Consider the following 24055-nt stretch of genomic DNA (forward strand, 5'->3'; position numbering starts at 1 on the left):
CCCCGCCGACGGAGCCCCCGCCCGGGAGCCCCGCGGCGGGGTGCGTGCTAGCGTCACGAATCGGGGCAGGTCGCCGGTCAGCGGTACACGGCCGCGAACTGGACGAGAAGCGGCCGGGAACACCAAGGGACGCGGCCGAGAACAGAAGACGGGACACGGGGAGTGCCTTCAGGTGGCCACAGCGGAGCCGACACGCGCCGACGACGCCGATCCGGGCCCGGGATCCGGCCCGCGAATACGCCTGCCCGAAGCTGACACGGACGGTCACGGCACCCGGCCGTACAGCCCTGCGGACAGCCACGACGACTGTCGTGAGGACAGCACGGGCGCCGGCCACGCCGGCAGAACGACCTGGCTGCTCGCCGCCGCCGAGCCGCTGCGGCAGCGGCTGCTGCTCCATCCGGTGCTGTCCATGACCGTGCTGTCCGGTGTGCTCCACGTCATCTGGTTCTTCACGTTCGCCAACAGTGGCGGCGACCTCGCGGCGCAGGACGCGTGGGCCGAGTTCGTCGGCCGGCACCCCGATTCGGCCTACAACCTCGCCTGGTACGGCGGGATGCACCCGGTGTCGTACAGCGTGGTGTCGCCGTACCTGATGTCGGTCCTCGGTGTCCGTACGACGATGATGATCGCCGGCACGGTCTCGGCGGGCCTGCTGACGATGATCCTCATCCGCAGCCGGGCCGTGAAGAACCCGCTGTGGGCCGCGCTGGCCGGTGTCTTCGCGCTGATCTGCAACGCGCTCTCGGGCCGGGTGACCTTCGGTCTCGGCACGGTGTTCGCGCTCGGCGCGGTCGCTGCGGTGTTCTGTTGGCCCTACCGCTGGCGGCACAAACGGTGGGCGAAGGCGCTGGTCGCGGCGCCGCTCGCCGCGCTCGCCACCATGGGCTCCCCCGTCGCGGGCCTGTTCGTGGGCCTGATCGCGGCGGCGCTCTTCCTGCAGAAGCGGCGGCCGGGCGCCTGGGCGCTGGGGCTCGCGCCGACGGTGGTCGTCGCCGTCTCGGCCTGGCTGTTCCCCTTCTCCGGCACCCAGCCGATGACGATCTTCTCGGTGATCCTGCCGCTGTCGTACGGGCTGCTGTGCCTCTTCCTCGTCCCCAAGGAGTGGACGACCGTCCGGCTGACCGCCGCGGTCTTCAGCATCGGGGTGGTGCTGGTCTGGCTGGTCAGCTCGCAGATCGGGTCGAACATCTCGCGGCTGCCGATGCTGTTCGGGGGTGTGACGCTGATCGCGGCGCTGCCGTTCGCCGTGCCGCGCTCGCGCAAGTGGTACACGATCGTGCTGGCGTTCCTCGGGACCGTCGGCTGGATCGGCTTCAAGTCGGTCGACGACATCATCCATACGACCCCGGCGGCGTCCTGGGCGCGCGAGCTGGCCCCGCTGGTGAACGAGCTGCAGGAGGTCGGTGCCGAGAAGGGCCGTGTCGAGGTGGTCCCGGCCCGCTCGCACCGCGAGGCCTCCGCGCTCGCGCCGTACGTCAATCTGGCCCGCGGCTGGAACCGCCAGGCCGACATGGAGCGCAATCCGCTCTTCTACGACGACACGCTCAACTCGGCGAACTACCACGAATGGCTCCAGCGCTGGGCCGTCCACTTCGTCGTGCTGCCCAAGGACGATCCCGACGGGGACGGCGGCGAGCGCGAGCGGGCCCTGGTCCAGCGCGGTATGCCGTATCTGAAGCAGATCTGGGGCGACGCCAACTGGCAGCTGTTCAAGGTGACCGACCCAGCACCGCTCGCCGAGCCCAACGCGGTGGTCGACCGCGCCGAGCAGGGCGAGCTGACGATCGAGGTCCGCCAGGCCGGCCGCATCCTCATCCGCATCCCGTACTCGCCGTGGCTGAGCATCGTCGACGCCCAGGGCAAGAGCCTCAAGCCGCCCCAGGAGACGCAGGCCTCCAAGCACCGCGCCGAGGGCATGCCGAAGACGTACGACAACGTCAACGGCTGTCTGATGGAGACGCAGCAGGACACGCAGGGGGACAAGTGGACGATGCTGCTCGCTCCTCGGGCCGGGACGTATCACCTGGCGGCGCCGTACCAGCTGCCGCGGGGTACGCCGTGCCCGGACGAGCTCAGGACGCCCTGAACCCGTGAGCCTCAGCGGAGCCGGTCCACGTACTTGTCCGTGCCCGGCACCGTCGGGACGAACGGCGCCACCAGCTCCACCCTACCCAGCCCCGACTCGCTCACCTGTTCGTCGAGGCCGGTGAAGTGTCCCTGCCAGCACTCCCGGGGATCCGTCTCCAGGAACCACAGCAGGGTGAGCCGGGTGTCGACGCCCTCGACCTGCTTCACATAGGTCATGCGGTCGCCGGGGAGCGGGGTCGGGCGGAAGACGGTCACCATGGCCGCCGGGGAGGCCGCCACCCGCTTGGGGAGGTGCCGGGAGCGGAGCCACTCCAGGAGTTCGGCGCGCCGGTCCGGGGACTCGGCGTCGATGACCTCGACCACCAGGCCCGCGTAGGGATGGTCGAGGGCGTGGAAGTCCCTCGGTCCCGCCGCGCCGTCGCGGTAGACCGTCGCCTCGTGGTCCTGGAAGGCCGTGAAGACGTGGGTGCGGTCCTGGTGGACGCGGGCGTCCCGGTTGAGGCGCTTGTTGATGGCGACGGTCCACTTCATGTGGTCGTCGTAGCGGCCGTCGGTGATCCAGTACGTCGAGATGTAGCAGCCGGCGGTGACGGGCTGGGCTATCGCGGACTTCTCCGGGTAGCGCAGCAGCTGGAGGTCCCGCGTCGCCACCCAGCGGCGGCCCGCGTACATCCAGGGCATGGCCATCGCGCCCGCGTAGTAGTGGTCGTCCTCGTACCAGCGGTTGTAGGCGTACTCGTGGCCGGGGTGCGGCTCGACCATGGTGATCAGGGCGTGGCCGGGTTGGACGCCGTACGGGCCTACGGCGGCCAGTTCGGCGTACTGCTCGCTGCGGGTCTCCTCGCTCATGCCGTTCCCCTTCCGCTCTCTCTTCCGTCCTCCGGCGCTCGCCCATACTCTGACGGACCGTCAGATGAAGCGCCAGGGTCGGGAGGTCGCCATGTCACTGCTCGCGGGCAAGACCGTCGTGGTCTCGGGGGTCGGGGCCGGTCTCGGCCACCAGGTCGCGGCGGCGGTCGTACGAGACGGGGGGAACGCGGTCCTCGGGGCGCGCACCGAGGCGAATCTCGCGAAGAGCGCGGCCGAGATCGATCCGGACGGAACACACACGGCGTACCGGGCGACCGACATCACCGACGAGGGGCAGTGCGAGGCGCTGGCGGGGCTGGCGCGGGAGCGGTTCGGGGCGATCGACGCCGTGGTGCACGTGGCGGCCTGGGACTCCTACTTCGGCGGGGTCGAGGACGCGGACTTCGCGACCTGGCAGTCGGTGATCGACGTCAATCTGCTGGGCTCGCTGCGCATGACCCGGGCCTGCCTGCCGGCACTGAAGGAGCGCGGCGGTTCGGTCGTCTTCATCGGAACCCAGTCGGCGGTCGCCGCGCCCTCACAGGTGAAGCAGGCCGCATACGCCGCCTCGAAGGGCGCCCTGACCAGCGCGATGTACTCCCTGGCCCGCGAACTCGGACCCCACCGGATCCGCGTCAACACGGTCCTGCCCGGCTGGATGTGGGGTCCACCGGTACAGGCGTACGTCCAATTCACCGCCCACACGGAATCCGTTCCGGAGGCCGCGGTACTGAAACGCCTGACGGACAGAATGGCCCTCCCCGAACTGGCGACGGACGGCGACGTGGCAGACGCGGCGGCGTTCCTCGCCTCGGACCGGGCACGGGCCATCACCGGACAGTCCTTGCTGGTGAACGCCGGGGAGTTGATGCGCTGAGGCAGTACTTCCAGCCTTTCGAGACGTTCATATAGGTGAACCAAGGTCAGCAAGCAGAACAATTTTTCCTGCTCTTGACCTTCCGCTTGCTTGTCGTGCCCGCGTAACCGCACCCACGATGAGCGGGCACTTCGCGGCCTTCCCCGTCCCCGCTCCGCCTATGCGAAGTGCCGGCCAGCTGAGCGGAGTTCACAAGACGGACCCTGGAAGGGGGGCATATGAACGGTCTCGACTGGACCGTGCTCATCGCCTACTTCGGCGTGATGGTCGCGATCGGCATCTGGTCGCACAAGCGCGTGGACAACGTCAGCGACTTCTTCACGGCCGGCGGCAAGATGCCCTGGTGGCTGTCCGGCATCTCGCACCACATGTCCGGCTACAGCGCGGTGATGTTCACCGGGTACGCGGGCATCGCCTACACCTACGGCGTCACCTCCTTCGTCACCTGGTCCTTCCCGATCGCACTCGGCATCGCCATCGGCGCGAAGCTGTTCGCGCCGCGCATCAACCGGCTGCGCTCGAGGCTCCATGTGGCCTCTCCGCTGGAGTACCTGAAGAACCGATACAACCTGCCCACCCAGCAGGCCCTGGCCTGGTCGGGCATGCTGCTGAAGATCGTGGACGTGGGCGCGAAGTGGGCGGCGATCGCAACGCTGCTGTCGGTCTTCACGGGCGTCTCGCTGAACCAGGGCATCCTCATCACCGGTGCCATCACGGCCGTGTACTGCACGATCGGCGGACTGTGGGCGGACGCGCTGACCGAACTCGGCCAGTTCGTCATCCAGTTGCTGGCCGGTCTGTCGATGTTCGTCGCGGTCGTGGTCAAGCTCGACGACAAGAACATCGGTTTCCTCGGCGCCTGGGACGAGCCCGCGCTGCACGGTCACGGCAAGCCGCTGGTCGGCCCGTACGGCACGGTCTTCCTGCTCGCGTTCCTCTTCATCAAGCTCTTCGAGTACAACGGCGGCATGCTGAACCAAGCCCAGCGCTACATGGCGACGGGCAGCCCGCAGGAGGCCACGCGGTCCGCGCGCCTGTCGGCGGCGCTGTGGCTGATCTGGCCGGTGGTCCTCTTCTTCCCCATGTGGATGTCGCCGCTGCTGGTGCACGCGAACAAGCCGGACGGCTCCGACTCCTACGCCCTGATGACCGAACAGCTCCTGCCGCACGGCCTGTTGGGCCTGGTCATCGTCGGCTTCTTCTCGCACACCATGGCCATGTGCTCCTCCGACGCCAACGCGATCGCCGCGGTGTTCACCCGGGACGTGGCACCGGTGCTCTCGGACCGGGCCCGGGCCTGGAACGAGCGGTCGGGGCTGATCGCGGCGCGGGTGACGACGGTCGTCTTCCTCGCCCTGTCGATGTCGGTGGCGACGCAGGTCAACTCGCCCGCGTTCAAGGACATCATCACCGTCGTCATCAAGTGGGTCGCCGGTCTGATGGGCCCGATCGCGATCCCGATGATGCTGGGCCTGCTCCGCCCGTTCCGCCGCTCCGGCCCGACGGCCGCGCTCACCAGCTGGGCGGCGGGTCTGCTGGCCTTCTGGCTGGTCAACTACCCGATCAACTGGAACGTCGACGGCGGAGTCCCGCTCCAGTACCAGGTGTCCGTACCGCTGACCGTCTCCCTGGTCCTGTACATCCTCATCGGCTACCTGAAGCCGGAGGACACCCCGGAGCGGCTCGCGATCATCGAGCGGATCAACACGGACGGCGACGGGGCGGCGATCCCGGTCCCGGCCGCGGCGGAGACCGAGCCCGCGTAGCCACAGGCCACGAGGGCGACGGCTAGGCGCCCCTCGGGTACCTCGCCAGCCACCCCAAAGACGCCCCCGCCGGACCGTGCAGCGCCGGGCCCTGGGTCATCTCCATCGCGAAGTCGTCGGCCAGTTCCAGGATCGTGGAGCGGCCCTCCAGTTCGGCCAGCCAGGCCGGCGGGAGGGCCGTTTCGCCGTGCAGGGCGCCGAGCAGACCGCCGGTCAGGGCGCCCGTGGCGCCGGAGGGGCCGGCCTGGTTGACCGCCAGGCACAGGCCGTGCCGTACGTCCTCCCCCACCAGCGCGCAGTACACGGCGGCGGCCAGCAGACCGTCCGCGGCCCCGTCGCCCGCCAGCTCCTCCACCCGCGCCGGGCCGGGCATCCCCTGCCGCACCGTACCCAGCGCGTGCTGGAGGGCGTCGGAGACGGGCTGGTGGCCGGGGCGGACGGCGAGCAGGGCGAGCGAACGCTGCACGGCGCCGTCCAGGCTGTCGCCGCGGGCCAGCGCATGCACGATCACGGCGTACGCCCCCGCCGACAGATACGCGGTGGGGTGACCGTGGGTCTGGGTCGCGCACTCCACCGCCAGCTGCAGCACCAGCTGCGGCTCCCAGCCGACCAGCAGGCCGAAGGGTGCCGAGCGGGCGACGGCCTCCGGGCCCAGCTCGCCCGGAGCCTTGGGGGCCTCGAGCGTGCCCATGTTCTCGTCCCCGAAGCCGATCAGCAGCGCACGCGACGGATCGCGGCGGGCGTACAGCCACTCCTCGCGGGCCAGCCAGCCGTCGTCCTTGCGGCGCTCGTCCGGGCCCCAGTCACGCTGGGTGGCCGCCCAGCGCAGATACGCCCGGTGCAGATCGGTCGGCGGGTGCCAGGCGCCGGTGTCACGGCGGACCTGGGCGCGTATCAGCCCGTCGACCGTGAACAGGGTCAGCTGGGTGTGATGGGTCACCGCGCCGCGTCTGCCGTAGCCGAAGGCGAGGTCGACGAGGCCCTCCACGCCGTACGACGCCTGGATCTCCTCCATGGTGAGCCCGTCGACCGGGGCGCCCAGCGCATCCCCGACGGCGGCGCCGAGGAGGGTGCCGCGCACCCTGCTGCGGAAGTCCTGCTGCTCGGCGCGGCCCCAGACGGCACCGGATGTCGCATCCACCGAGACCTCCTCACAGCGGCGTCCGTACGTACGACAGCTCAGCACTGTAATCGACCGGGGACGATCGGTTCACGGGGGCAAATCGCCCCGGCCCGGTCATTCCCGTACAGCCATGAGCGCTTCGACTCCGTCCAGGATCCGGTCGAGGCCGAAGTCGAGGGGGTCGATTCCGGCCGGGTCGAAAGCACCCTCGGAGATGGCCCGGGTCAGCGCCGGGAACCGGTCTGCGTGACGTTCGAGCACCTCACCGGTGAGGCGGCTCCACTCCCGGTCCTCGTCCGCGTCGAAGTCGACCAGCTGCTGGGCGAGGCTGCGCACCAGGCCGACGACGAGGACGAAGACCTGGTGCCGCTGGGCCGCCGGCAGGCCGGTCGGCTCCAGGGCCGCGTGCGCCGCGTCCAGCCAGCCGAGCTGGTGCGGACCCATGACCTGGCGGCGCATCGCGGTGGCGGCGAGCGCCCAGGAGTGGGCCCGGTAGAGGTCCAGGCACCGGCGGGCCCACTCCCGCGTCCCGGCCCGCCAGTCGCCCGCCGCGGCGGAGAGGTCGGGGACCTCGGCGAGCGTCGACTCGATCATCAGCTCGACCAGTTCGGCCTTACCGGGCACATAGCGGTAGAGCGCCATCGCCGAGACGCCGAACTCGGCGGCGACCTTGCCCATCGAGACCGCGTCCAGCCCCTCCGCATCGGCCAGCTTCACGGCGGCCGCAGCGATCCGCTGCGGGGACAGCTTCGGCTTCGGCCCCCGGGTGGGCTGCTCCTGCTCGCCCCACAGCAGCGCGAGGCTCGCCCGCAGGTCGCGCGGCTTGTCCTGCTCCTTGTTCCGGGCGGCCATGCGGTTCCTCCCCTTGGTCGCGGCGAAGCCCGTTGACTCCGTCCACCAACTGTATATACCGTAAACACAACTGCTGACGAGATAAACAGTTTAGGGGGAACACTCATGCTGCTCACCTACCGTGCCCTCAAGCGCAGGTCCCTCGCGAAGAAGCTGCGCATCACCACCCCGACAGGCATCGACGAGTCCGGACCCGTCCGCATCGGCGGCATCGACCAGTGGATCTCCATCCGAGGGGAGAACCTCGCCAATCCGGTGATCCTGGAGATCCACGGCGGGCCCGGCGCCTCCAACCTGATCTTCATTCCGCGCACGCGGGCCTGGGAGCGTCACTTCACGATCGTGCGCTGGGACATGCGCGGGGCGGGCAAGACGTTCAGCGGCGGCGACCAGGGCGAGATGACCCTCGACCGCCTCTACCGGGACGCCCTGGAAGTGACGGCGTACGTCCGCGCCCGCCTAGGCGTCGGCAAACTCCTCCTGGTCGCCAACTCCTTCGGCACGATCACCGGCCTGCGCCTCGCGCGCAACCACCCCGAGCTGTACTCCGCCTATGTCGGCACCGACCAGAACATCAACGACGGCGGCCGCGACGAATCGGCGCGGCACGCCCTGCTGGCCCGCCTGGAGAAGGCCGGCAAGCGCAAGGAGCTGGCCGCCGTCAGGGAGATGGGACCGGACCCGTCCGCCTGGACCGCCCACCAGTGGGCGAAGCACTCCAAGATCGTGGTCACCACCGACCCCCTGACCTTCGACACCATGAAGACCGTCGTCGTCCGCTCCCTGTGGTTCTCACCCCTGCACACCCTGCGCGGGCTGCGCTCCTACCTGAAGGGCATGAACTTCTCCGAGCAGCTCGGCCCGCAGGCCGTGACCGTCGACGAGTACGCCGAGGGCACCGCCTTCCGGCTCCCCTTCTTCGTCTTCCAGGGCGAAAGCGACATCCTCACCCCACCGGAGCCGGCCCGCCGCTTCGTCGCCGAAGTCACCGCCCCGGTCAAGGACTTCGCCCTGATCCGAGGAGCCGCCCACTTCGCGTCCTTCCGGCATCCGGACCAATTCCTGGACCTGATGCTCACCAAGGTGCGGCCGGTGGTGACCGGGGAGTCGGTCAGCGGGTGAGTCCGGTGTCAGCCGTACCAAGTGACGTTGCAGACGTAGACACACTCATGACGCGGTACGGGCAGGAAGCCGATGAAGCCGCGCCCACCGAGGATGTCGAACTCACGCAGGCCGCCCTCCCGGTCGAGCGGCCTGCCCACCTTGACGGAGTCGCGGCCGAGCGCGGCCAGTTCGGCGGCAAGCCGTTCCACCTCCGCCACGACTCCCGTCGGCAGGCCTCCCGTGACGTACTCGGCACTGGGGTTGTAGTCCCAGGCCCAGTCCGTCACAGTCCGGCCTCCGCCTCGGCCGCTTCACGGATCGCGCGGATCTCGGTGATGGCCGCTGCCGGGTCCTGCTCCCCCGCGTCCACGATGCGCTCCAGCTCCCGCAGCCGGGCGGCGCGTTCCGGATGCCGCTCGATCGCCACGAACACGGCCCAGGAGTGCACGAAGGCTCGCAGCGGCGCAAGGCTCTGCGTCTGCTGTGCGTTCGTCGTGGCTTCGAAGAGGTGCTGGGTGAGGGCTGGGACACGGCTCGGAGCGATGCGCGCGACCGCCGCCCGCAGCGCGTCAGGCGTGAGCTCGGGCATGGGGATCAGCGGTCCGTACGGGCCGTCGGTCTGGGCGCTCACGGTGACCTCCGGTACGGGTGGCTCGGCCCTCGTACGGTACCGGTGGAATCGGCGGTACGGCGCTGACGCGGCGCTCGTCATCCGGCTCGTCTCCTTGTTCCCGGTTTCCTACGCCGCCGCACCGGACGCACGACAGTCCCGGCACCGGCCTGGCTGTGGAGCCCGGAACGCCCGGTCGCAGCCGTGGCAGGTCTGCAAAGGGTCCGGGCGAGGGGCGCTCGGCGGAGGTGGGGCGGTCGCAAGGTGCGGGGGCAGGAGGGCAGTGAGGCCGTGTTCGAGGAAGGCCGCCGGGTGCCGGATCGGGTCCTCGGGCAGGCAGCTCGTCAGGGTTCGCCGTACGGCGGTGACCGGCACGCCCCGCTCCAGCCAGGTGCCGACGGCGGGGGCCAGGCGCTTCACGTCCCGTTCGGTGAGCAGCAGGCGGGAGTCGTCGGCGCGCAGGCCGCAGAGCACCTCGACGGCCGTACGGTGCGACGGCGGGGCGGTGGGAGCTGGGGTCTTCGGGACCGTGCGGTGAGGTTCGAGGGCGGAGCGGCCGCGGCAGCCACCGCGAGCCGTGGCTTGTTGTACGAGGTCGTCCGGGTCATCACTCGGCCCGATTGAAGACGCTCCCTGGCACGCGTGAGGTATCCGTGTTCCTCCAGTTCCCGCAAGGCTGCGGCGATCCGGATCTCGCCCTCGGGGAACTTGGCCGCCAGCGTCTTGATCCCGATGGGCGTTCCGGCGGGCAGCGACTGGATGTGGGTCGCCAGGCCGATCGCCGTCAGCGACAGTTCCGGGTGCTGGGCCAAGTGATTGCCGACCACAGTGAAGTTCTCGTGGTGCGGTTCATTGACGTGGATGACACCGGAGTGGGAATGCTCGGCATTGCCGGACTTCGCGTGCTTGGGCGCGTTACGCTGCTTGTCAGTCATCGGGAAGGTGCTTTCTTCCTGGGTGATCAGGCCCTCGCACTGGGATGCCAGTCCCGGCGGGGGCCGATGCATGTGCGGCCTTGTCACGGCTGACGCTGCACCACAACTGCCTCGCTGCGCCAGCCGAGTTGGGCATATTCACTCCGGCGGGTGATCGACGGGGGCGGTGGGGGTGGGTTCGGCTCTTTCCCCGGTTCTTTGGTCTTTGGCGTCGGGAACCACCGGGTCATGCCCCGCCGCGACCCGGGCGTCCCGGTACGAGTTCGGCCCACACCGTCTTGCCGTGCGCGGTCGCCTCGTCCACGCCCCAACGGTCCGCGTACGCCGCCACGATCCGTAACCCCCTGCAGTTTCCGCGTCCCCTGCCGCCGGATCCTGGATTCGCGGGATCCGGTCACCCCGGGCATCGGTCACCTCGATACGGAGGGTGCCGTCGTCGTGCAGCTTCAGCCCGAGCCGGAAGTCCCTTCCACTGACACGCCCGTGGAGTACGGCGTTGGACGCCAGCTCCGCCACCACCTGCGCGGCCTCCCCGAACGGCACGTCCCACTCGTCCAGTTGGCGTTCCGTGAGCAGGCGCGCGAGCCGGGCACCCCTTTGAATGGCGGACAACTGGATCCGGAGCTGGGATTTCTGGTTCATGTCACCCAGAGTGGCCATCCGTCCCTACGCTGAACAGCAACGACCCCGGTACGTAACGTCACTGTCCGGGTGGTCCGCTTGATCCCCACCGCCCCCACCGTCCACGTCCGCGACTCCAAGGACAAGGCAGGCGCGCGGCTCGCGTTCACGGATGCCTCGTGGGCGGACTTCGTGGCGTTCGCGGGGCGCTGAGCGTCAAGCGGTGAGGCGGTCGCGCAGGGTGCGGGCCGGGGCGTAGTCGGGGCTGAGCTCCAGCGCGCAGGCCACGTCGGCCAACGCCCTCTCCGCATCCCCGAGTTCGAGGTGCACCTCCGCCCGTCGGCACAGCGCCCACGGGTAGGAGGGGTTGAGCTCCAGGGCCCGGTCCAGATCGGCGAGGGCCTCGCGGTGGCGGCCGAGGCTGGACAGCGACACCCCTCGGCTCGCGTATGCCGACGCGTACTCGGGGTCGATGGCGAGCGCGCGGGCGTAGTCGGCCAGAGCTTCTTCGTCGCGACCGGCCACGCGCAGCGCGTCGCCCCGTTCGCAGTGGCCCCAGCCCCAGTCGGGCCACAGGTCGATCGCCCGATCGAGGTCGGCCAGTTGCCGGTCGTGGTCGCCGAGACCGCGCCAGACCCGGGCCCGGCGGCCGAGCGCCCAGGCATAATCCGGCTTGAGCTCCAGCGCGCGGTCGAGGTCCGCCAGCGCCGCGTCGAGGTCGCCGGCGCGCTCGTGGGCGGCGCCGCGCGAGGCCCGGGCGAACTCGCTGGCGGGGTCACGGAGGATGCCTTCGGTCAGGTCCCGGAGCGCCTCGTCGTGGTGGCGCAGGAGGCGGTGGTACTCACCGCGCAGGATGACGTTGTACGGGTTGTCCGGCTCCAGCGCGACCACCCGGTCGAGACCGGCGACCGCGGCCTCGTAGTCCCCCAGCCCGCCCCGGGTCGCGGCTTTCGCGCGATGCGCCCGCACCAGGTCGGGGTCGAGGACGAGGGCACGGTCGTACTCCTCCAGCGCCCGCTCGTGGTCACCGTCCCGTGCGAAGGCGTCACCCCTCAGCGCCATCGCCTCCGCCCGCCACGGCTCGTCGCCCCGCGCGCGATCCAGCAGCAGCCGGAGCGCCTCGGCCGGACCGCTCCCCGCGAGCGTCTCCGTCAGCCCGCTTCCCCAGGTCCGCACGGCCTCCGCGTCCGCGTCCTCACCCGCCTCGACCAGGACCCGCGCCCAGTGCAGCGCCACCTCGTCGCCCTGCCCGCAGGCGTGGACGACGTCGGCCAGGATCGCGGGCAGTGCGGCCCGGGGCGCCGCGCACAAGGAGTGGTAGGACTCCGCCAGCCGCAGCTCCCGCCAGTCGGCGTCCGCCCACCGGCGCAGGAGGTCCAGCCCGGCCTCGGCCTCTTCCCGCCAGCGCCCGAACACCTCCGCGAGCCGTCCGTGCCGCTCCGCCCACCCCCGCGGCGACCGTGTCCGCTGCAGCCGCAGCATCGGCGCCCGTACGACATCGTGGTACCGCAGCTGCTCCCCGCGCCCGTCGACGAACGGCAGTCCTCTCAACCACCCGTACAGCGAGTCGAGTTCGCGCTCCTCGCAGTCCACCACCGCCCGGAACACGTCCCCGTCCAGCCGCCGGGGCAGCGCGCAGGCCAGGGCGACCCTGCGCCGTACCGGATCGCCCTCCCACTTCAGGAACCGCTCCACGGCGTCCGCGCTCGGATCGCCCACGTCGTCCGGATCGGCGGGCCGGGCCTGGGCGAGGGTGGAGACGAGCACCGGCAGTCCGCCCGTCAGCCGCAGCACCTCTGCGACCACCGGCTCGTCCCGCACCCCCCGGTCCGCCAGCAGCCCCCGTGCCTCCGCCTCCGTGAACGCCCCCAGCGGCACGTCGGCCATGAAGTCCGCGAAGCCGCCCCACCGGGCGGTGTCGAAGGGGCGCTGGCCGGAGGTCACCACGACGACGTTGGCGGGCAGGACCCCGTACCGGTCGGTGGTCATCACCTCGTGCAGCCAGCCGTCCAGGAGCGGCCCGGTGCGTTCGTAGGTGTCGAAGAACATGACCAGCCACGGGACCGCCGACGCGACAGCGGCCAACTCGCCCAGCAGCACCGGCGTCAGCACCCGCTCCGGGGACAGCACCAGCTGTACGTCCTCCTGATTGCGCAAGCGTGCGCTGAGCCCGGCCCGCAACCGGTCCGCGCCCTGCGCGATGCGGTCCGCGTCCAGCGCCGGTGCGAAGGCACCGGCCACCGGGACGAGGCCGAGGCCCACCAGGCCGGCCCGGGCCAGCGCCAGGCTGCCCGCCGACGGCTCGTCCGGTTCCGGTACGGCGACGGCGGCCGCCTCGGCCTCGTGCCGCCGCTCACGGTGCGCGGTCAGCATCCGGTCCAGATCCTTCAACCGGTGGCCCTGCAGGGCGAGTTGGCGGCCGATCACGGCCATCGTCTCCGGCACGCTCCCGGCGCCCTCGTCGACATACACGGTCGGCGCGCCGAGTTCCCGGGCGATCTGCTCCAACTCCCGGACCAGAAAGGTCTTTCCGACGCCCGCATTGCCGTGCACATGGAAGAGGAAGCGGTGCCGCTCGTCCTCGGGCGGGATGCCGAAGTTCGCCCGGAACGCGGCCCGTTCGGCACCGCGCCCCACGAAACCGGCACGCCTGCGCCGTGCGATCAGCTCCTGCATCGACGGCCGCGCCTGTGCCATCCGTCCGTCCCCTCCTCCGGAGCCAGTGCCCCGTCATTCTGGCTCAATCCGAGCGGCACGCGGCGGCCCGGGCAGGGAAAGATCACCTCCATGGTCACTCCCACCTCACGCGCCGTTCCCCTCGCCGCGGCCCTGCTCACCGCCACCGTCGCCCTCTACATATCCCTCGTCGCCCTAGGGAACATCACGGACTTCGGGACCAACCAGCAGTTCGTGCGGCATGTTCTCGCCATGGACACCACGTTCAAGGACGACGACCTGATGTGGCGGGCGATCACCAGCAAGGCTCTTCAGGACGCCGCGTACATCGCCATCATCGTGTGGGAGACGGTCGCGGCGCTGGTGCTGATCGCCGGGACGTGGTTCTGGGCGAGACGCCGTCACGACCGCGCCCGGCAGCTCTCCACCTACGGGCTGCTGATGCTCATGCTGCTGTTCGGCGCCGGGTTCATGGCGATCGGCGGTGAGTGGTTCGCCATGTGGCAGTCGAAGACCTGGAACGGGCTGGACGCGGCGACCCGCGTGCTCGTGCTCACCGGGATCACCCTGATCTTCGTGCAGCTGCCCGAGAAGTCGGCTACTTGACGACCGTCACCTTGGTGTTCGGCTCCGTACCGAAGGTCCACAGCGCCGCACCGTCCGCCTCGGGCATGCGGATGCCGCTGGTCTGCTTGCCGGCGGCGGGCGCCGGGGAGGAGCCGTCGACCGCGTTGGAGAAGGCGATCGACAGGCCCGATTTCGCCGCGAAGTACAGAATGTGCTCGATCTGCACGCCGTCGGAGCCGGTCGTGGACGCGAGGGTCTTGGAGATCGTGTAGGTGCCGGGATCGGGGCTCACCGTTCCCGGCCACACCGTGAACGAGCGGATGGCCTTGTCGCTCGCGTCGACCAGCCACACCCGCTTCTGCCCGAGCGCGTAGACGACACGGCGGCCCGTGCCCGAGGCGGCCGGTATCGCGGGGACGGCGGACGTCTTCGGCTTGGACTTCGGCTTCGACGAGCCGGACCCGTGCGCGCCGGCCGACGCCGAGGCGCTCGGCCGGACGGCCGCGGCCGTCGGGTGCGGGCCCTTGTCCGCCTGCACCGCGAGGACGACGACGGCAGCGGTCGCCCCCGCCGTAAGGCCGGTGACCCAGGCCCATGAGGGCAGTCGGGCAGGCACGGGCACGCATCTCCTCAGCTCCGGGTCCCCCATCACACGGGGGTCGGATCATCGTACTGTGAGCACCCCCGGGCGATGCTTCAGTCCAGCACCGGCAGCAGCTCCGGCAGATGCCCGTCCGACGCCGCCGCCGTCCGCTGCCGCTCCTTCGGCACCTCCCCGTACAGCGTCGTCCGCGGCCGCGCCGGGCGGCCGGCCGCCTCCGCCACCGCGATCAGGTCCTTGACCGACTTGTACGAGCCGTACGACGAGCCCGCCATCCGGGAGATCGTCTCCTCCATGAGCGTGCCGCCCAGGTCGTTGGCACCGGAGCGGAGCATCTCCGCCGCACCCTCCGTGCCCAGCTTCACCCAGCTGGTCTGGATATTGGGGATCCACGGGTGCAGCAACAGCCTGGCCATCGCCGTCACCGCCCGGTTGTCCCGCGTCGTCGGCCCGGGGCGCGCGATGCCCGCCAGGTAGACGGGGGCGTTGGTGTGGATGAAGGGCAGGGTCACGAACTCCGTGAAACCGCCCGTCCGCTGCTGGATGCGGGCCAGGGTACGCAGATGACCGAGCCAGTGGCGGGGCTGGTCGACATGGCCGTACATCATCGTCGAGCTCGACCGGATGCCCAGCTCGTGCGCGGTCGTGACGACCTCGATCCAGGTGGCCGCGGGCAGCTTGCCCTTGGTCAGCACCCAGCGGACCTCGTCGTCGAGGATCTCCGCCGCCGTGCCCGGGATGCTGTCGAGGCCCGCTTCCTTGGCCGCCGCGAGCCACTCGCGGATGGACATGCCGGTACGGGTCGCGCCGTTGACCACCTCCATCGGCGAGAAGGCGTGCACATGCATGCCGGGGACCCGCTCCTTCACCGCCTTCGCGATGTCGAAGTACGCCGTCCCGGGCAGGTCCGGGTGGATCCCGCCCTGCATGCACACCTCGACCGCGCCCACGTCCCACGCCTGCTGGGCGCGGTCGGCGACCTGCTCCAGGGACAGGGTGTAGGCGTCGGCGTCCGTGCGGCGCTGGGCGAAGGCGCAGAAGCGGCAGCCGGTGTAGCAGACGTTGGTGAAGTTGATGTTCCGGGTGACCACGTACGTCACGTCCTCGCCGACCGCCGACCTGCGCACGTCGTCCGCGATTCGGGTCAGCGCGTCCAGCGCCGGGCCGTCCGCGTGGAAGAGGGCCAACGCCTCGGCGTCGGTCAGTCGCGCCGGGTCGTCGGCCGCGGTCGACAGCGCCGCGCGGACGTCGGCCTCGATCCGCTCCGGCGCCATCCCCGGGGCGGCCGCCTCGCGCAGGGCGCCCCAGTCGCCGTACACCTCGTCGAAGTCGTCGCGCCGGTCGGAGGTACGGCCGTCGGTGTCGATGGTGCGGTGCAGATCGGTGCGCCCGGTGGCGACGAAGGCCTCCTCCGGTTCCTGCCAGGGGTGCCCCTCCACGACCGCGTCCGGCCGTGCCAGGCCCGTCTGCGGATCCGCCAGCGCCCGCACGTGCGGCAGCAGGCGCGGGTCCAGCCAGGGCTCGCCGCGCGTGACGAACTCCGGGTACACACACAGGCGTTCGCGCAGCTCGAACCCGGCCGCCCGGGACCGCTCGGTGAGCTCCTCGATCTGGGGCCAGGGGCGCTCGGGGTTGACATGGTCGATGGTGAGCGGGGAGACCCCGCCCCAGTCGTCGATGCCGGCGCCGATGAGCCGCTCGTACTCGCTGTCCACGAGGTTGGGCGGGGCCTGGAGGCAGGCGGCCGGGCCCATGATGTGCCGCGCGACCGCCACCGTGGCGACCAGTTCGTCCAGTTCGGCGTCCGGCATGCCGCGCATCGCCGTGTCCGGCTTGGCGCGGAAGTTCTGGATGATCAGCTCCTGGATGCCGTGGTAGGAGCGGGAGATCCGGCGCAGGGCGAAGAGGGAGTCGGCGCGCTCCTCGTACGTCTCGCCGATGCCGATGAGCAGCCCCGAGGTGAAGGGCACGGAGGAGCGGCCGGCGTCCTCCAGGACGCGCAGACGTACGGCGGGCTCCTTGTCCGGGGAGCCGTGATGCGGGCCGCCGGGCTCGGACCACAGGCGGGTCGCCGTCGTCTCCAGCATCATGCCCATGGACGGGGCCACCGGCTTGAGCCGCTGGAAGTCCGTCCAGCTCATGACGCCCGGATTGAGATGGGGCAGCAGGCCCGTCTCCTCCAGGATGCGGATGGAGATGGCCCGGACGTACGCGATGGTGTCGTCGTAACCGTGCGCGTCGAGCCACTCCCTGGCCTCCGGCCAGCGGTCCTCGGGCTTGTCGCCGAGGGTGATCAGGGCTTCCTTGCAGCCGAGGGCCGCGCCCTTGCGGGCGATGTCGAGGACCTCGTCCGGGGACATGAACATCCCGTGCCCGGCGCGGCGGAGCTTGCCGGGCACGGTGACGAAGGTGCAGTAGTGGCACTTGTCCCGGCACAGCCGGGTGAGGGGGATGAAGACGCTCTTCGAGTACGTGATGACACCGGGCCTGCCCGCCGCCTCGAGGCCCGCGTCCCGCACCCGGGCGGCGGACGCGGCGAGGTCCTCGAGGGCCTCGCCGCGTGCCTGGAGCAGCACCGCCGCCTCGGAGACGTCGAGGGCGACGCCGTCCCGGGCACGTTTGAGGGCGCGACGCATGGAGTTCTCGGTCGGGCCGGTTCCGGAGGTCGCGGAAGTCGTCATTGTTTGAGCATACGTTCGGGTTGATCAGGGCAAAGAGGTGCTGTCCGATTCGTCCCGGGCCGCTCGTCGTTACACGGTGTCACTGGCACCGGGCAGATATCGGGCGTACTCGTCGAGCAGCCGCAGCACCTCCGGCTCCGCTGCGGGCGGCAGCTGCACCACGGTCTCCTCGACGCCGAGTTCGGCATAGTGGGCGAGCTTTCCGGGCGTGGGCTGAACGGCATACGGCACCACCTGGAGGGCGGCCGGGTCGCGCCCGGCGTCCGCCCACACGGAGCGCAGCACGGGAAGCGACTCGGCGAGCCCGCGGCCGCCGATCGGCAGCCAGCCGTCGGCGTACTCGGCGATGTGCGCGAACAACTTGGGCCCGGCGGCGCCGCCGACCAGCGTACGGGGGCCGACGACCGGGCCCCTGGGCTTCTGGGCCGGCTTGGGGTGGGCCCGGCTGGCCCGCACGCCCCCGAACTCCCCCTCGTAGGCGGTGGGTTCCTCGTCCCACAGCGCACGCATGAGACCCATCCGGTCGCGCACCAGCTCCCGCCGCGTGCGCCACTCGACCCCGTGGTCGGCGGCCTCCTCGACGTTCCAGCCGAAGCCGAGGCCGAGCGTGAAGCGCCCGCCGGACAGATGGTCCAGGGTCGCGATCTGCTTGGCGAGGGCGATCGGGTCGTGCTGGGCGACGAGCGTGATGCCGGTGCCGAGCCCCAGCCGCTCGGTCACCGCGGCGGCCTGCCCGAGCGCGACGAACGGGTCGAGGGTACGGCCGTACTCGCGCGGCAGCTCGCCCCCGGCCGGGTAGGGAGTGGTGCGCTCGACGGGGATATGGGTGTGTTCGGGCAGATACAGCCCGGCGAAGCCGCGCTGTTCCAGCTCACGGGCGAGCCGGACGGGGGCGATGGTCTCGTCGGTGAGAAAGATCGTGACGGCGATTCGCATGTCCCAGGTGTACCCAGCCCCGGGCCACCTGTCGATACCGACCGGTAGGCATTGCGCGTGGCGGTATCGCACTGATGACGGGACCGACCGCCGCGTCTAGGTTGGGAAAGGTGAGGACGATACGCGGCACCCTGCCGCCCGGCTCCCCGGACTACGTCTACATTCCCGTCGAAGTCCCCGCAGGCGTGGCCGAGTTGAAGGTCTCCTACACCTACGGCAGGCCTCCCGTCCCACCTGGCATCCCCGGGAACGCCCTCGACATCGGCCTCTTCGACGAACGCGGCACCGAGCTGGGCGGCGAGGGCTTCCGGGGCTGGTCCGGCGGCGCCCGCACCGAGTTCTTCGTCCGCGCGGACGAGGCGACACCGGGCTACCTCCCCGGCCCGCTGCGGGAGGGCACCTGGCACCTCGTCCTCGGCCCGTACACGGTGGCGCCACAGGGCCTGGACTACGAGCTGACGGTCACGCTGACGCACGGCGAGCCGGGGAACGCCGTACCGCCGGTGTACCCGCCCGCACGCGCCAGGGGCCGGGGCCGGGCCTGGTACCGGGGCGACTGCCATCTGCACTCCTGGCACTCCGACGGCCGCCGCACCCCGGCGGAGATCGCGGCGCTGGCGCGGGCGGCCGGCCTGGACTTCATCAACACCTCGGAGCACAACACCAACGCGGCACACGCCCACTGGGCCGCCGCGGCGGGCGACGACCTGCTGATCCTGCTGGGCGAGGAGGTCACGACGAGAAACGGCCATGTACTGGCCCTCGGCACCGACCCCGGCACCTTCGTCGACTGGCGCTACCGGGCACGGGACAACCGCTTCGGCCGCTTCGCCCGGCGGATCCACCGGGCGGGCGGTCTGGTCGTCCCCGCCCATCCGCACGCCACCTGCGTCGGCTGTGCCTGGAAGTTCGGCTTCGCGGAGGCGGACGCGGTCGAGGTGTGGAACGGCCCCTACACGCCCGACGACGAGGTGGCACTGGCCACCTGGGACGCGCAGCTGGTGACAGCGGTGCGGGAGGGACGGGGCTGGCTCCCGGCGATGGGCAACAGCGACGCCCACCGCGACCCGGACGTCGTCGGCATGCCCCAGACGGTTGTCCTGGCCGACGACCTGACACGGGAGGCGGTCCAGGAAGGCCTGCGCGCGGGCCACTCGTACGTCGCCGAGTCGAAGAACGTGGCGCTGACGTTCACGGCGACGGGCGAGGACGGGCAACGGGCGGGCATCGGCGAACGGCTGGAGGCGGACCCCGACACCCCGGTCACCGTACGCCTGGAGGCCTCGGGCGCCCCGCGCTGCACCGTCCGCCTCGTCACCGACCAGGGCGTCCTGCTGACGAGCGACCCGCTGCCGGTGACCGGCTCCGGGGCGGTCGAGTGGCGTACGACACCGGCGTACGCGGCCTATGTCCGGGCGGAGCTGCGCCACGAGACCGCACTGGGCCCGCTGCCGGGCTCACTGGCGGCCTTCACGAACCCGGTGTTCCTGGGGCGTGGGCCGGCCGCGGACCGATGACCCGGCGCCACCGGACCTCGCCGTCCCGCATGTCACCGGTGGGCGTGAGCCCGGCGGCGGTGGCGACGGCGGCGGATGCGCGGTGATCCGGGTGGATGTGGGCGATGACGCACTCCACCCCCTGCCCCGCTGGCCGGCCGACGAGTCCGCGGGCCGCCTCGGAGGCGATGCCCCGCCCCTGCCAGGGCGTCCCGACGACCCAGGCGACCTCGGCGACGGCGCCCGCACCGCCTCCCGCCGGTCCGACCGTCGCCTGGGCGGTGCCCGTCAGCCGGTCCTCCTCCCGGAGCCGGATCACCCAGTTCAGCCAGGAGACGGCCGGATCGGGGGAGCCGGCGGTGATGCGCCGGTAGCGCGAGCGCAGCTCCTGCGGGGTGTCGGGAGTGCCGCCGGTGCAGCCGTGCAGGGCGGGGTCGGAGAGCACCGCGGCCATCTCCTGCGCATGCTCGACGAGCAGCGGCAGCAGCTCCAGCCGCGCCGTGCGGATGATCCCGGCTTTCACGATGCTCATGGGCGTACCTTCGCATCAACCGATCCAGCCGCCCGCGAGAGGCCCCGACCGCATGTCCCGATACACCGACCTGAAGCACCGGGCCGTCACCCGGTTCCAGCGCCACATCGGCAACCCGGTCCTGCGCCGGATCCCGCTCCAGACGGTCCTGGAGACCACGGGCCGCAAGTCCGGCCTCCCCCGCCGGACGCCGGTGGGCGGACGCCGCATCGGTGACTCCTTCTGGCTGGTCTCGGAGTTCGGCGAGAGGTCCCAGTACATCCGCAACATCCAGGCCGAGCCGGCGGTCCGCGTCCGCATCAGGGGCCGCTGGCACACCGGCACCGCACACCTCCTCCCGGACGACGACCCCCTGGCCCGCCTGCGCACCCTGCCCCGCCTGAACAGCACGGCGGTGTGGGCACTGGGGACCGACCTGCTGACGGTGCGGGTGGATCTGACGGGGTGACCCTCACCCCGGCCAGACGATCGCCTGCACCTCGCTGTACGCGTGCAGGGCGTGGACACCCACGTCCCGGCCCACCCCGCTCTTCTTGAAACCCCCGAACGGCGCCTCCATGTTGCGGCCGACGGTGTTGACGCCGACTCCGCCGGCCCGCAGCCGCCGCGCCACCCGGAAGGCCTTGGCCACGTCGCCCGACCAGACGTAGTCGATCAGGCCGTAGTCGGAGTCGTTGGCGAGGGCCACGCCCTCTTCCTCCTCGTCGAAGGGGATCACCGACACCACCGGGCCGAAGATCTCCTCCCGGGCCACACGCATGTCGTTCGTGCAGTCGGCGAGGAGGGTGGGAGAGACGTAGAAGCCACGCTCGAGGGCGGGACGTTCGCCGCCCGTCACCACCGTCGCGCCCTCCTTGCGGGCCAGTTCGACGTACGACTCCACCCGGTCGCGGTGTTCCGCCGAGATCACCGGGCCCACCACCGTGTCCGGCTCTCTCGGATCGCCCACCTTCAACCGGGCGGCGTAGGCCGCGAGTTGTCCGACCAGGCGGTCGTACACACCCCGCTGTGCCAGCACCCGTGTCGGCGCCGTGCAGATCTGGCCGCTGTAGAAGGAGAACGTCGTCCCGATCCCCGCCACCGCCGACCCGATGTCCGCGTCGTCGAAGACGACCGCCGCCCCCTTCCCGCCCAGCTCCATCAACTGCCGCTTCATCTGCCGCCCGCACACCTCGGCGATGCGCTGCCCCACCGCCGTGGAACCGGTGAAGCTCACCATGTCGACGTCGGGGGACGCCACGGCCTCCTCGCCGACCTCCACCGCCCGGCCACAGACCACGTTCACCACCCCGGGCGGGGCCCCCGCCGCCTCCAGTGCCTCCGCCATCCGGTAGACGGACAGCGGGTCCTGCGGCGCCGGCTTCACCACCACCGTGTTGCCCATGGCCAGCGCCGGGGCGACCTTTCCGGCCGGGTTCGCCCACGGGTTGTTGTAGGACGTGATGCAGGTGACGACGCCGACGGGCTGGCGTATCGCCAACGCGCCCATCACGCCCGCCCTGCCCATCGGGCCGGCCTCGTTGATCTGCGGCGGGATCGCCCACTCGGACGGTTCGACCCGCGCGTACCGGCGGAAGCGGGCCGCCGCCACGCCCACCTGCATCGCGCGCGCCGTCCCGGTCGTGGCGCCGGTCTCCGCCCGGGCCAGATCCGCGTACGGGAGCAGCCGGCCGCGGATGATGTCCGCGGCCCGCCCGAGCACGGCCGCCCGCTCCTCCGGGGTCGTCCGGGACCACGGGCCGAAGGCCTCGCGGGCCGCGGCACAGGCCGCGCGCACCTGCTCCCGCGACGCCTCCGGCGCCAGGCCGACGGTCTCCTCGGTCGCCGGGTCGGTCACCGGGTGGTGACCCGCGTCCGGCTCCACCCAGGCGCCGCCGATGAACAGCCGCTGCCCCTCGGACGAGGAACTCACCGGGTGCTCACCGTCCTCGTGTCCCGCCCGGAGCGCAGCACCTTCCCGGGTACGGTCCCGCTCACCACGTCGTCCCGGATCGCCTCGACCCCGTTGACCCATACCGCCCGCACCCCGATCGCCCGGGAGTCCAGCCGCGGACTGTCACCCGGCAGGTCGTGCACCAGGGTGGCCTGGCCCGCGTCGATCCGCTCCGGGTCGAACAGCACCAGGTCCGCATGCCAGCCCTCCCGGATCCGGCCGCGCTCACGCAGCCCGAACAGCCGCGCGGGGTCGTCCGTCAGCATCTTCACCGCCTGCTCCAGGCCCAGCAGCTTCCGGCCGCGCAGACAGTCGCCGATGAAACGGGTGGTGTACGGCGCCCCGCACATGCGGTCCAGATGCGCGCCCGCGTCCGAGCCGCCCAGCATGACGTCCTCGTGCTGCCAGGTCTCCGCCCTGAGCGCCCAGGAGGCCGGGTCGTTGTCGGTGGGCATGGGCCACAGGACCGTGCGGAGCTCGTCGGCCGCGCAGATCTCGACCAGGCAGTGGAAGGGGTCCTGGTCCCGCTCCGCCGCGATGTCGCGGACCACCCGGCCGGTCAGCCCGGCGTTCGCCTCGCTGTACGTGTCGCCGACGACGTACCGCCCGAAGTTCGCCAGCCGCCGGAAGACGCCCGCCTCCTTCGACTCGGCGCGCCGGAGCATCTGCGCCCGCACCTCCGGGTCACGGAGCTTCGCGATCCGCTCGGGGACGGGGAGACCGAGGATCGGGCCCCAGCCGGGGATGAGGTTCAGCGCGCAGAACGTGCCGAGCGACATGTTCATCGGCGTGAGGATCGGCATGGTGAGGGCGACGATCCGCCCGCCCGCCTTCCGCGCCCGCTCGCTCGCCGTCAGCTGCCTCGGCACCCGCTCCGGGACCGCCGCGTCGACCGTGAGGACGTTCCAGTTCAGCGGGCGTCCGGCCGCCGCGCTCATCTCCACGAACAGATCGATCTCGTCGTCGCTGAACTGGTCCAGGCAGCCCGCGACGATCGCCTCGATCTGCGTGCCCTCGTGCTCCCCGACGGCCTTCGCCAGGGCCAGCAGCTCGGCGGGCAGCGCGTGCCTCGACGCCACGGGCTGCCCGTCGCCGTCCGAGTGGGTCGAGGACTGGGTCGTGGAGAGGCCCCACGCGCCCGCGTCCATCGCCTCGTGGAAGAGCCGCAGCATCTCGGCGAGCTGCTCCTGCGTCGGCTGTCCGCCCACCGCATCCGGCCCCATGACGTACCGCCGCAGCGCGCAGTGCCCCACCATGAAGCCCGCGTTGACGGCGATGCGCCCCTCCAGCGCGTCCAGATACTCCCCGAAGGTGTGCCAGCTCCAGGGTGCGCCCTCCTCCAGCGCGACCAGGGACATCCCCTCCACCCTGGACATCATGCGGCGGGTGTAGTCGGCGTCCTCGGGCCGCTCCGGGTTGAGCGGCGCGAGGGTGAACCCGCAGTTCCCGGCCGCGACGGTCGTCACCCCGTGGTTCAGGGACGGGGTCGCGTACGGGTCCCAGAAGAGCTGGGCGTCGTAGTGCGTGTGCGGGTCGACGAAGCCGGGGGCGAGGACGAGACCGGTGGCGTCCTCGCTGGTACGGGACTCCTCGGTGACGGTGCCGACGACGGCGATACGGCCGTCACGGATGCCGACGTCGGCGGTGAAGGCGGGTGCGCCCGTCCCGTCGACAACGGTCGCCCCTTCAATGACGTGATCGAGCATGAACCTGGTCTCCTCAAACCTGCGATGCGGTGACCGACCTGCTTTGGGGGCGCGGGGCTGTTTCGATATGCGGCTCCGCCGCGTGAGCGCGACCACCCC

General features: G+C 71.4%; 20 protein-coding genes and 2 pseudogenes. 8 read left to right on the plus strand and 14 right to left on the minus strand.

The window, feature by feature from the left end; all coding sequences use genetic code 11:
* Positions 1 to 172: 172 nt before the first annotated feature.
* Positions 173 to 2089 (plus strand): ABC-2 transporter permease, encoded by a 1917-nt coding sequence (locus tag Q8A52_RS05455; protein WP_316749402.1) that lies wholly within the window; start codon positions 173 to 175, stop codon positions 2087 to 2089.
* An 11-nt stretch (positions 2090 to 2100) separates the two neighbouring features.
* On the opposite strand, the gene Q8A52_RS05460 is transcribed toward Q8A52_RS05455, so the two are convergent.
* Positions 2101 to 2940 (minus strand): hypothetical protein, encoded by an 840-nt coding sequence (locus Q8A52_RS05460; protein ID WP_316749404.1) that lies wholly within the window; start codon positions 2938 to 2940, stop codon positions 2101 to 2103.
* Between the two features lie 91 nt (positions 2941 to 3031).
* Between Q8A52_RS05460 and Q8A52_RS05465 the strand changes: the two genes are divergently transcribed.
* Both Q8A52_RS05465 and Q8A52_RS05470 read left to right on the plus strand, forming a co-directional pair.
* Positions 3032 to 3817 carry an SDR family oxidoreductase gene (locus tag Q8A52_RS05465; protein ID WP_316749966.1) on the plus strand — a complete coding sequence of 262 codons (786 nt, stop codon included), beginning with the start codon at positions 3032 to 3034 and terminating at the stop codon, positions 3815 to 3817.
* 218 nt (positions 3818 to 4035) lie between these two features.
* A complete protein-coding gene (locus Q8A52_RS05470) occupies positions 4036 to 5583 on the plus strand; it encodes a sodium:solute symporter family protein (RefSeq protein WP_316749406.1) in 1548 nt (515 codons plus the stop codon).
* Between the two features lie 22 nt (positions 5584 to 5605).
* Here Q8A52_RS05470 and Q8A52_RS05475 read toward each other — a convergent pair whose 3' ends face one another.
* Positions 5606 to 6724, minus strand: coding sequence for an ADP-ribosylglycohydrolase family protein (locus tag Q8A52_RS05475; protein WP_316749408.1), 1119 nt, complete (start codon positions 6722 to 6724; stop codon positions 5606 to 5608).
* Positions 6725 to 6820: 96 nt separating this feature from the next.
* Positions 6821 to 7558 (minus strand): TetR/AcrR family transcriptional regulator, encoded by a 738-nt coding sequence (locus Q8A52_RS05480; protein ID WP_316749409.1) that lies wholly within the window; start codon positions 7556 to 7558, stop codon positions 6821 to 6823.
* 105 nt (positions 7559 to 7663) lie between these two features.
* Here Q8A52_RS05480 and Q8A52_RS05485 point away from each other — a divergent pair, with 105 nt between their 5' ends.
* On the plus strand, positions 7664 to 8680 hold the full coding sequence (locus Q8A52_RS05485; protein ID WP_316749411.1) for an alpha/beta fold hydrolase: 1017 nt from the start codon (positions 7664 to 7666) through the stop codon (positions 8678 to 8680).
* An 8-nt stretch (positions 8681 to 8688) separates the two neighbouring features.
* Here Q8A52_RS05485 and Q8A52_RS05490 read toward each other — a convergent pair whose 3' ends face one another.
* From Q8A52_RS05490 to Q8A52_RS05505, 4 genes and pseudogenes are all read right to left on the minus strand, one after another.
* Positions 8689 to 8949, minus strand: coding sequence for a hypothetical protein (locus Q8A52_RS05490; RefSeq protein ID WP_316749413.1), 261 nt, complete (start codon positions 8947 to 8949; stop codon positions 8689 to 8691).
* Positions 8946 to 9293, minus strand: coding sequence for a DUF6247 family protein (locus tag Q8A52_RS05495; protein ID WP_316749415.1), 348 nt, complete (start codon positions 9291 to 9293; stop codon positions 8946 to 8948). Before Q8A52_RS05495 ends, Q8A52_RS05490 begins: the two co-directional genes overlap by 4 nt.
* Positions 9294 to 9401: 108 nt before the next feature.
* A pseudogene (locus tag Q8A52_RS05500) lies at positions 9402 to 10207 on the minus strand (helix-turn-helix domain-containing protein).
* Positions 10208 to 10433: 226 nt separating this feature from the next.
* Positions 10434 to 10849: pseudogene (locus Q8A52_RS05505) on the minus strand (ATP-binding protein).
* Between the two features lie 69 nt (positions 10850 to 10918).
* Between Q8A52_RS05505 and Q8A52_RS05510 the strand changes: the two are divergent.
* On the plus strand, positions 10919 to 11041 hold the full coding sequence (locus Q8A52_RS05510; RefSeq protein ID WP_316749417.1) for a DUF397 domain-containing protein: 123 nt from the start codon (positions 10919 to 10921) through the stop codon (positions 11039 to 11041).
* Between the two features lie 3 nt (positions 11042 to 11044).
* On the opposite strand, the gene Q8A52_RS05515 is transcribed toward Q8A52_RS05510, so the two are convergent.
* Positions 11045 to 13525 carry a tetratricopeptide repeat protein gene (locus tag Q8A52_RS05515; RefSeq protein ID WP_316749419.1) on the minus strand — a complete coding sequence of 827 codons (2481 nt, stop codon included), beginning with the start codon at positions 13523 to 13525 and terminating at the stop codon, positions 11045 to 11047.
* A 90-nt stretch (positions 13526 to 13615) separates the two neighbouring features.
* On the opposite strand from Q8A52_RS05515, the gene Q8A52_RS05520 reads away from it, so the two are divergent.
* Positions 13616 to 14110 (plus strand): DUF2165 domain-containing protein, encoded by a 495-nt coding sequence (locus Q8A52_RS05520; RefSeq protein WP_316749421.1) that lies wholly within the window; start codon positions 13616 to 13618, stop codon positions 14108 to 14110.
* Here Q8A52_RS05520 and Q8A52_RS05525 read toward each other — a convergent pair.
* The 3 genes from Q8A52_RS05525 to Q8A52_RS05535 form a co-directional block, all read right to left on the minus strand.
* Entirely contained in the window at positions 14103 to 14687 is a 585-nt protein-coding gene (locus tag Q8A52_RS05525) for a hypothetical protein (protein WP_316749423.1), read from the minus strand. The two genes, Q8A52_RS05520 and Q8A52_RS05525, sit on opposite strands and share 8 nt — an antisense overlap.
* A gap of 80 nt (positions 14688 to 14767) precedes the next feature.
* Positions 14768 to 17353: a bifunctional FO biosynthesis protein CofGH gene (locus Q8A52_RS05530; RefSeq protein WP_316749425.1), complete on the minus strand. Its 2586-nt coding sequence runs from the start codon at positions 17351 to 17353 to the stop codon at positions 14768 to 14770.
* A 69-nt stretch (positions 17354 to 17422) separates the two neighbouring features.
* On the minus strand, positions 17423 to 18289 hold the full coding sequence (locus tag Q8A52_RS05535) for an LLM class F420-dependent oxidoreductase (RefSeq protein WP_316749427.1): 867 nt from the start codon (positions 18287 to 18289) through the stop codon (positions 17423 to 17425).
* A 74-nt stretch (positions 18290 to 18363) separates the two neighbouring features.
* On the opposite strand from Q8A52_RS05535, the gene Q8A52_RS05540 reads away from it, so the two are divergent.
* Positions 18364 to 19806: a CehA/McbA family metallohydrolase gene (locus Q8A52_RS05540; protein ID WP_408649170.1), complete on the plus strand. Its 1443-nt coding sequence runs from the start codon at positions 18364 to 18366 to the stop codon at positions 19804 to 19806.
* Here Q8A52_RS05540 and Q8A52_RS05545 read toward each other — a convergent pair.
* Positions 19760 to 20317 carry a GNAT family N-acetyltransferase gene (locus Q8A52_RS05545; RefSeq protein WP_316749430.1) on the minus strand — a complete coding sequence of 186 codons (558 nt, stop codon included), beginning with the start codon at positions 20315 to 20317 and terminating at the stop codon, positions 19760 to 19762. The genes Q8A52_RS05540 and Q8A52_RS05545 overlap by 47 nt on opposite strands.
* A gap of 52 nt (positions 20318 to 20369) precedes the next feature.
* Here Q8A52_RS05545 and Q8A52_RS05550 point away from each other — a divergent pair, with 52 nt between their 5' ends.
* The gene (locus tag Q8A52_RS05550; RefSeq protein ID WP_316749432.1) at positions 20370 to 20765 is read left to right on the plus strand and encodes a nitroreductase family deazaflavin-dependent oxidoreductase; all 396 of its coding nucleotides are present in this window, start codon (positions 20370 to 20372) and stop codon (positions 20763 to 20765) included.
* A gap of 3 nt (positions 20766 to 20768) precedes the next feature.
* Here the strand turns inward: Q8A52_RS05550 and Q8A52_RS05555 are convergent, their stop codons facing one another.
* Positions 20769 to 22331: an aldehyde dehydrogenase family protein gene (locus Q8A52_RS05555; protein WP_408649171.1), complete on the minus strand. Its 1563-nt coding sequence runs from the start codon at positions 22329 to 22331 to the stop codon at positions 20769 to 20771.
* Entirely contained in the window at positions 22226 to 23956 is a 1731-nt protein-coding gene (locus Q8A52_RS05560; RefSeq protein WP_316749435.1) for an N-acyl-D-amino-acid deacylase family protein, read from the minus strand. Before Q8A52_RS05560 ends, Q8A52_RS05555 begins: the two co-directional genes overlap by 106 nt.
* Positions 23957 to 24055 lie beyond the last annotated feature (99 nt).

This window comes from Streptomyces herbicida (assembly GCF_032656585.1).
Classification (GTDB): domain Bacteria; phylum Actinomycetota; class Actinomycetes; order Streptomycetales; family Streptomycetaceae; genus Streptomyces; species Streptomyces herbicida.

Bases quoted from the DNA above. Each gene is read 5' to 3' on its own strand.
- Q8A52_RS05465 (WP_316749966.1), top strand. From the start codon at position 3,032: ATGTCACTGCTCGCGGGCAAGACCGTCGTGGTCTCGGGGGTCGGGGCC.
- Q8A52_RS05530 (WP_316749425.1), bottom strand. From the start codon at position 17,353: ATGACGACTTCCGCGACCTCCGGAACCGGCCCGACCGAGAACTCCATG.
- Q8A52_RS05485 (WP_316749411.1), top strand. From the start codon at position 7,664: ATGCTGCTCACCTACCGTGCCCTCAAGCGCAGGTCCCTCGCGAAGAAG.
- Q8A52_RS05480 (WP_316749409.1), bottom strand. From the start codon at position 7,558: ATGGCCGCCCGGAACAAGGAGCAGGACAAGCCGCGCGACCTGCGGGCG.
- Q8A52_RS05470 (WP_316749406.1), top strand. From the start codon at position 4,036: ATGAACGGTCTCGACTGGACCGTGCTCATCGCCTACTTCGGCGTGATG.
- Q8A52_RS05535 (WP_316749427.1), bottom strand. From the start codon at position 18,289: ATGCGAATCGCCGTCACGATCTTTCTCACCGACGAGACCATCGCCCCC.
- Q8A52_RS05560 (WP_316749435.1), bottom strand. From the start codon at position 23,956: ATGCTCGATCACGTCATTGAAGGGGCGACCGTTGTCGACGGGACGGGC.
- Q8A52_RS05555 (WP_408649171.1), bottom strand. From the start codon at position 22,331: ATGGGTCAACGGGGTCGAGGCGATCCGGGACGACGTGGTGAGCGGGAC.
- Q8A52_RS05460 (WP_316749404.1), bottom strand. From the start codon at position 2,940: ATGAGCGAGGAGACCCGCAGCGAGCAGTACGCCGAACTGGCCGCCGTA.
- Q8A52_RS05515 (WP_316749419.1), bottom strand. From the start codon at position 13,525: ATGGCACAGGCGCGGCCGTCGATGCAGGAGCTGATCGCACGGCGCAGG.
- Q8A52_RS05545 (WP_316749430.1), bottom strand. From the start codon at position 20,317: ATGAGCATCGTGAAAGCCGGGATCATCCGCACGGCGCGGCTGGAGCTG.
- Q8A52_RS05550 (WP_316749432.1), top strand. From the start codon at position 20,370: ATGTCCCGATACACCGACCTGAAGCACCGGGCCGTCACCCGGTTCCAG.
- Q8A52_RS05520 (WP_316749421.1), top strand. From the start codon at position 13,616: ATGGTCACTCCCACCTCACGCGCCGTTCCCCTCGCCGCGGCCCTGCTC.
- Q8A52_RS05540 (WP_408649170.1), top strand. From the start codon at position 18,364: ATGACGGGACCGACCGCCGCGTCTAGGTTGGGAAAGGTGAGGACGATA.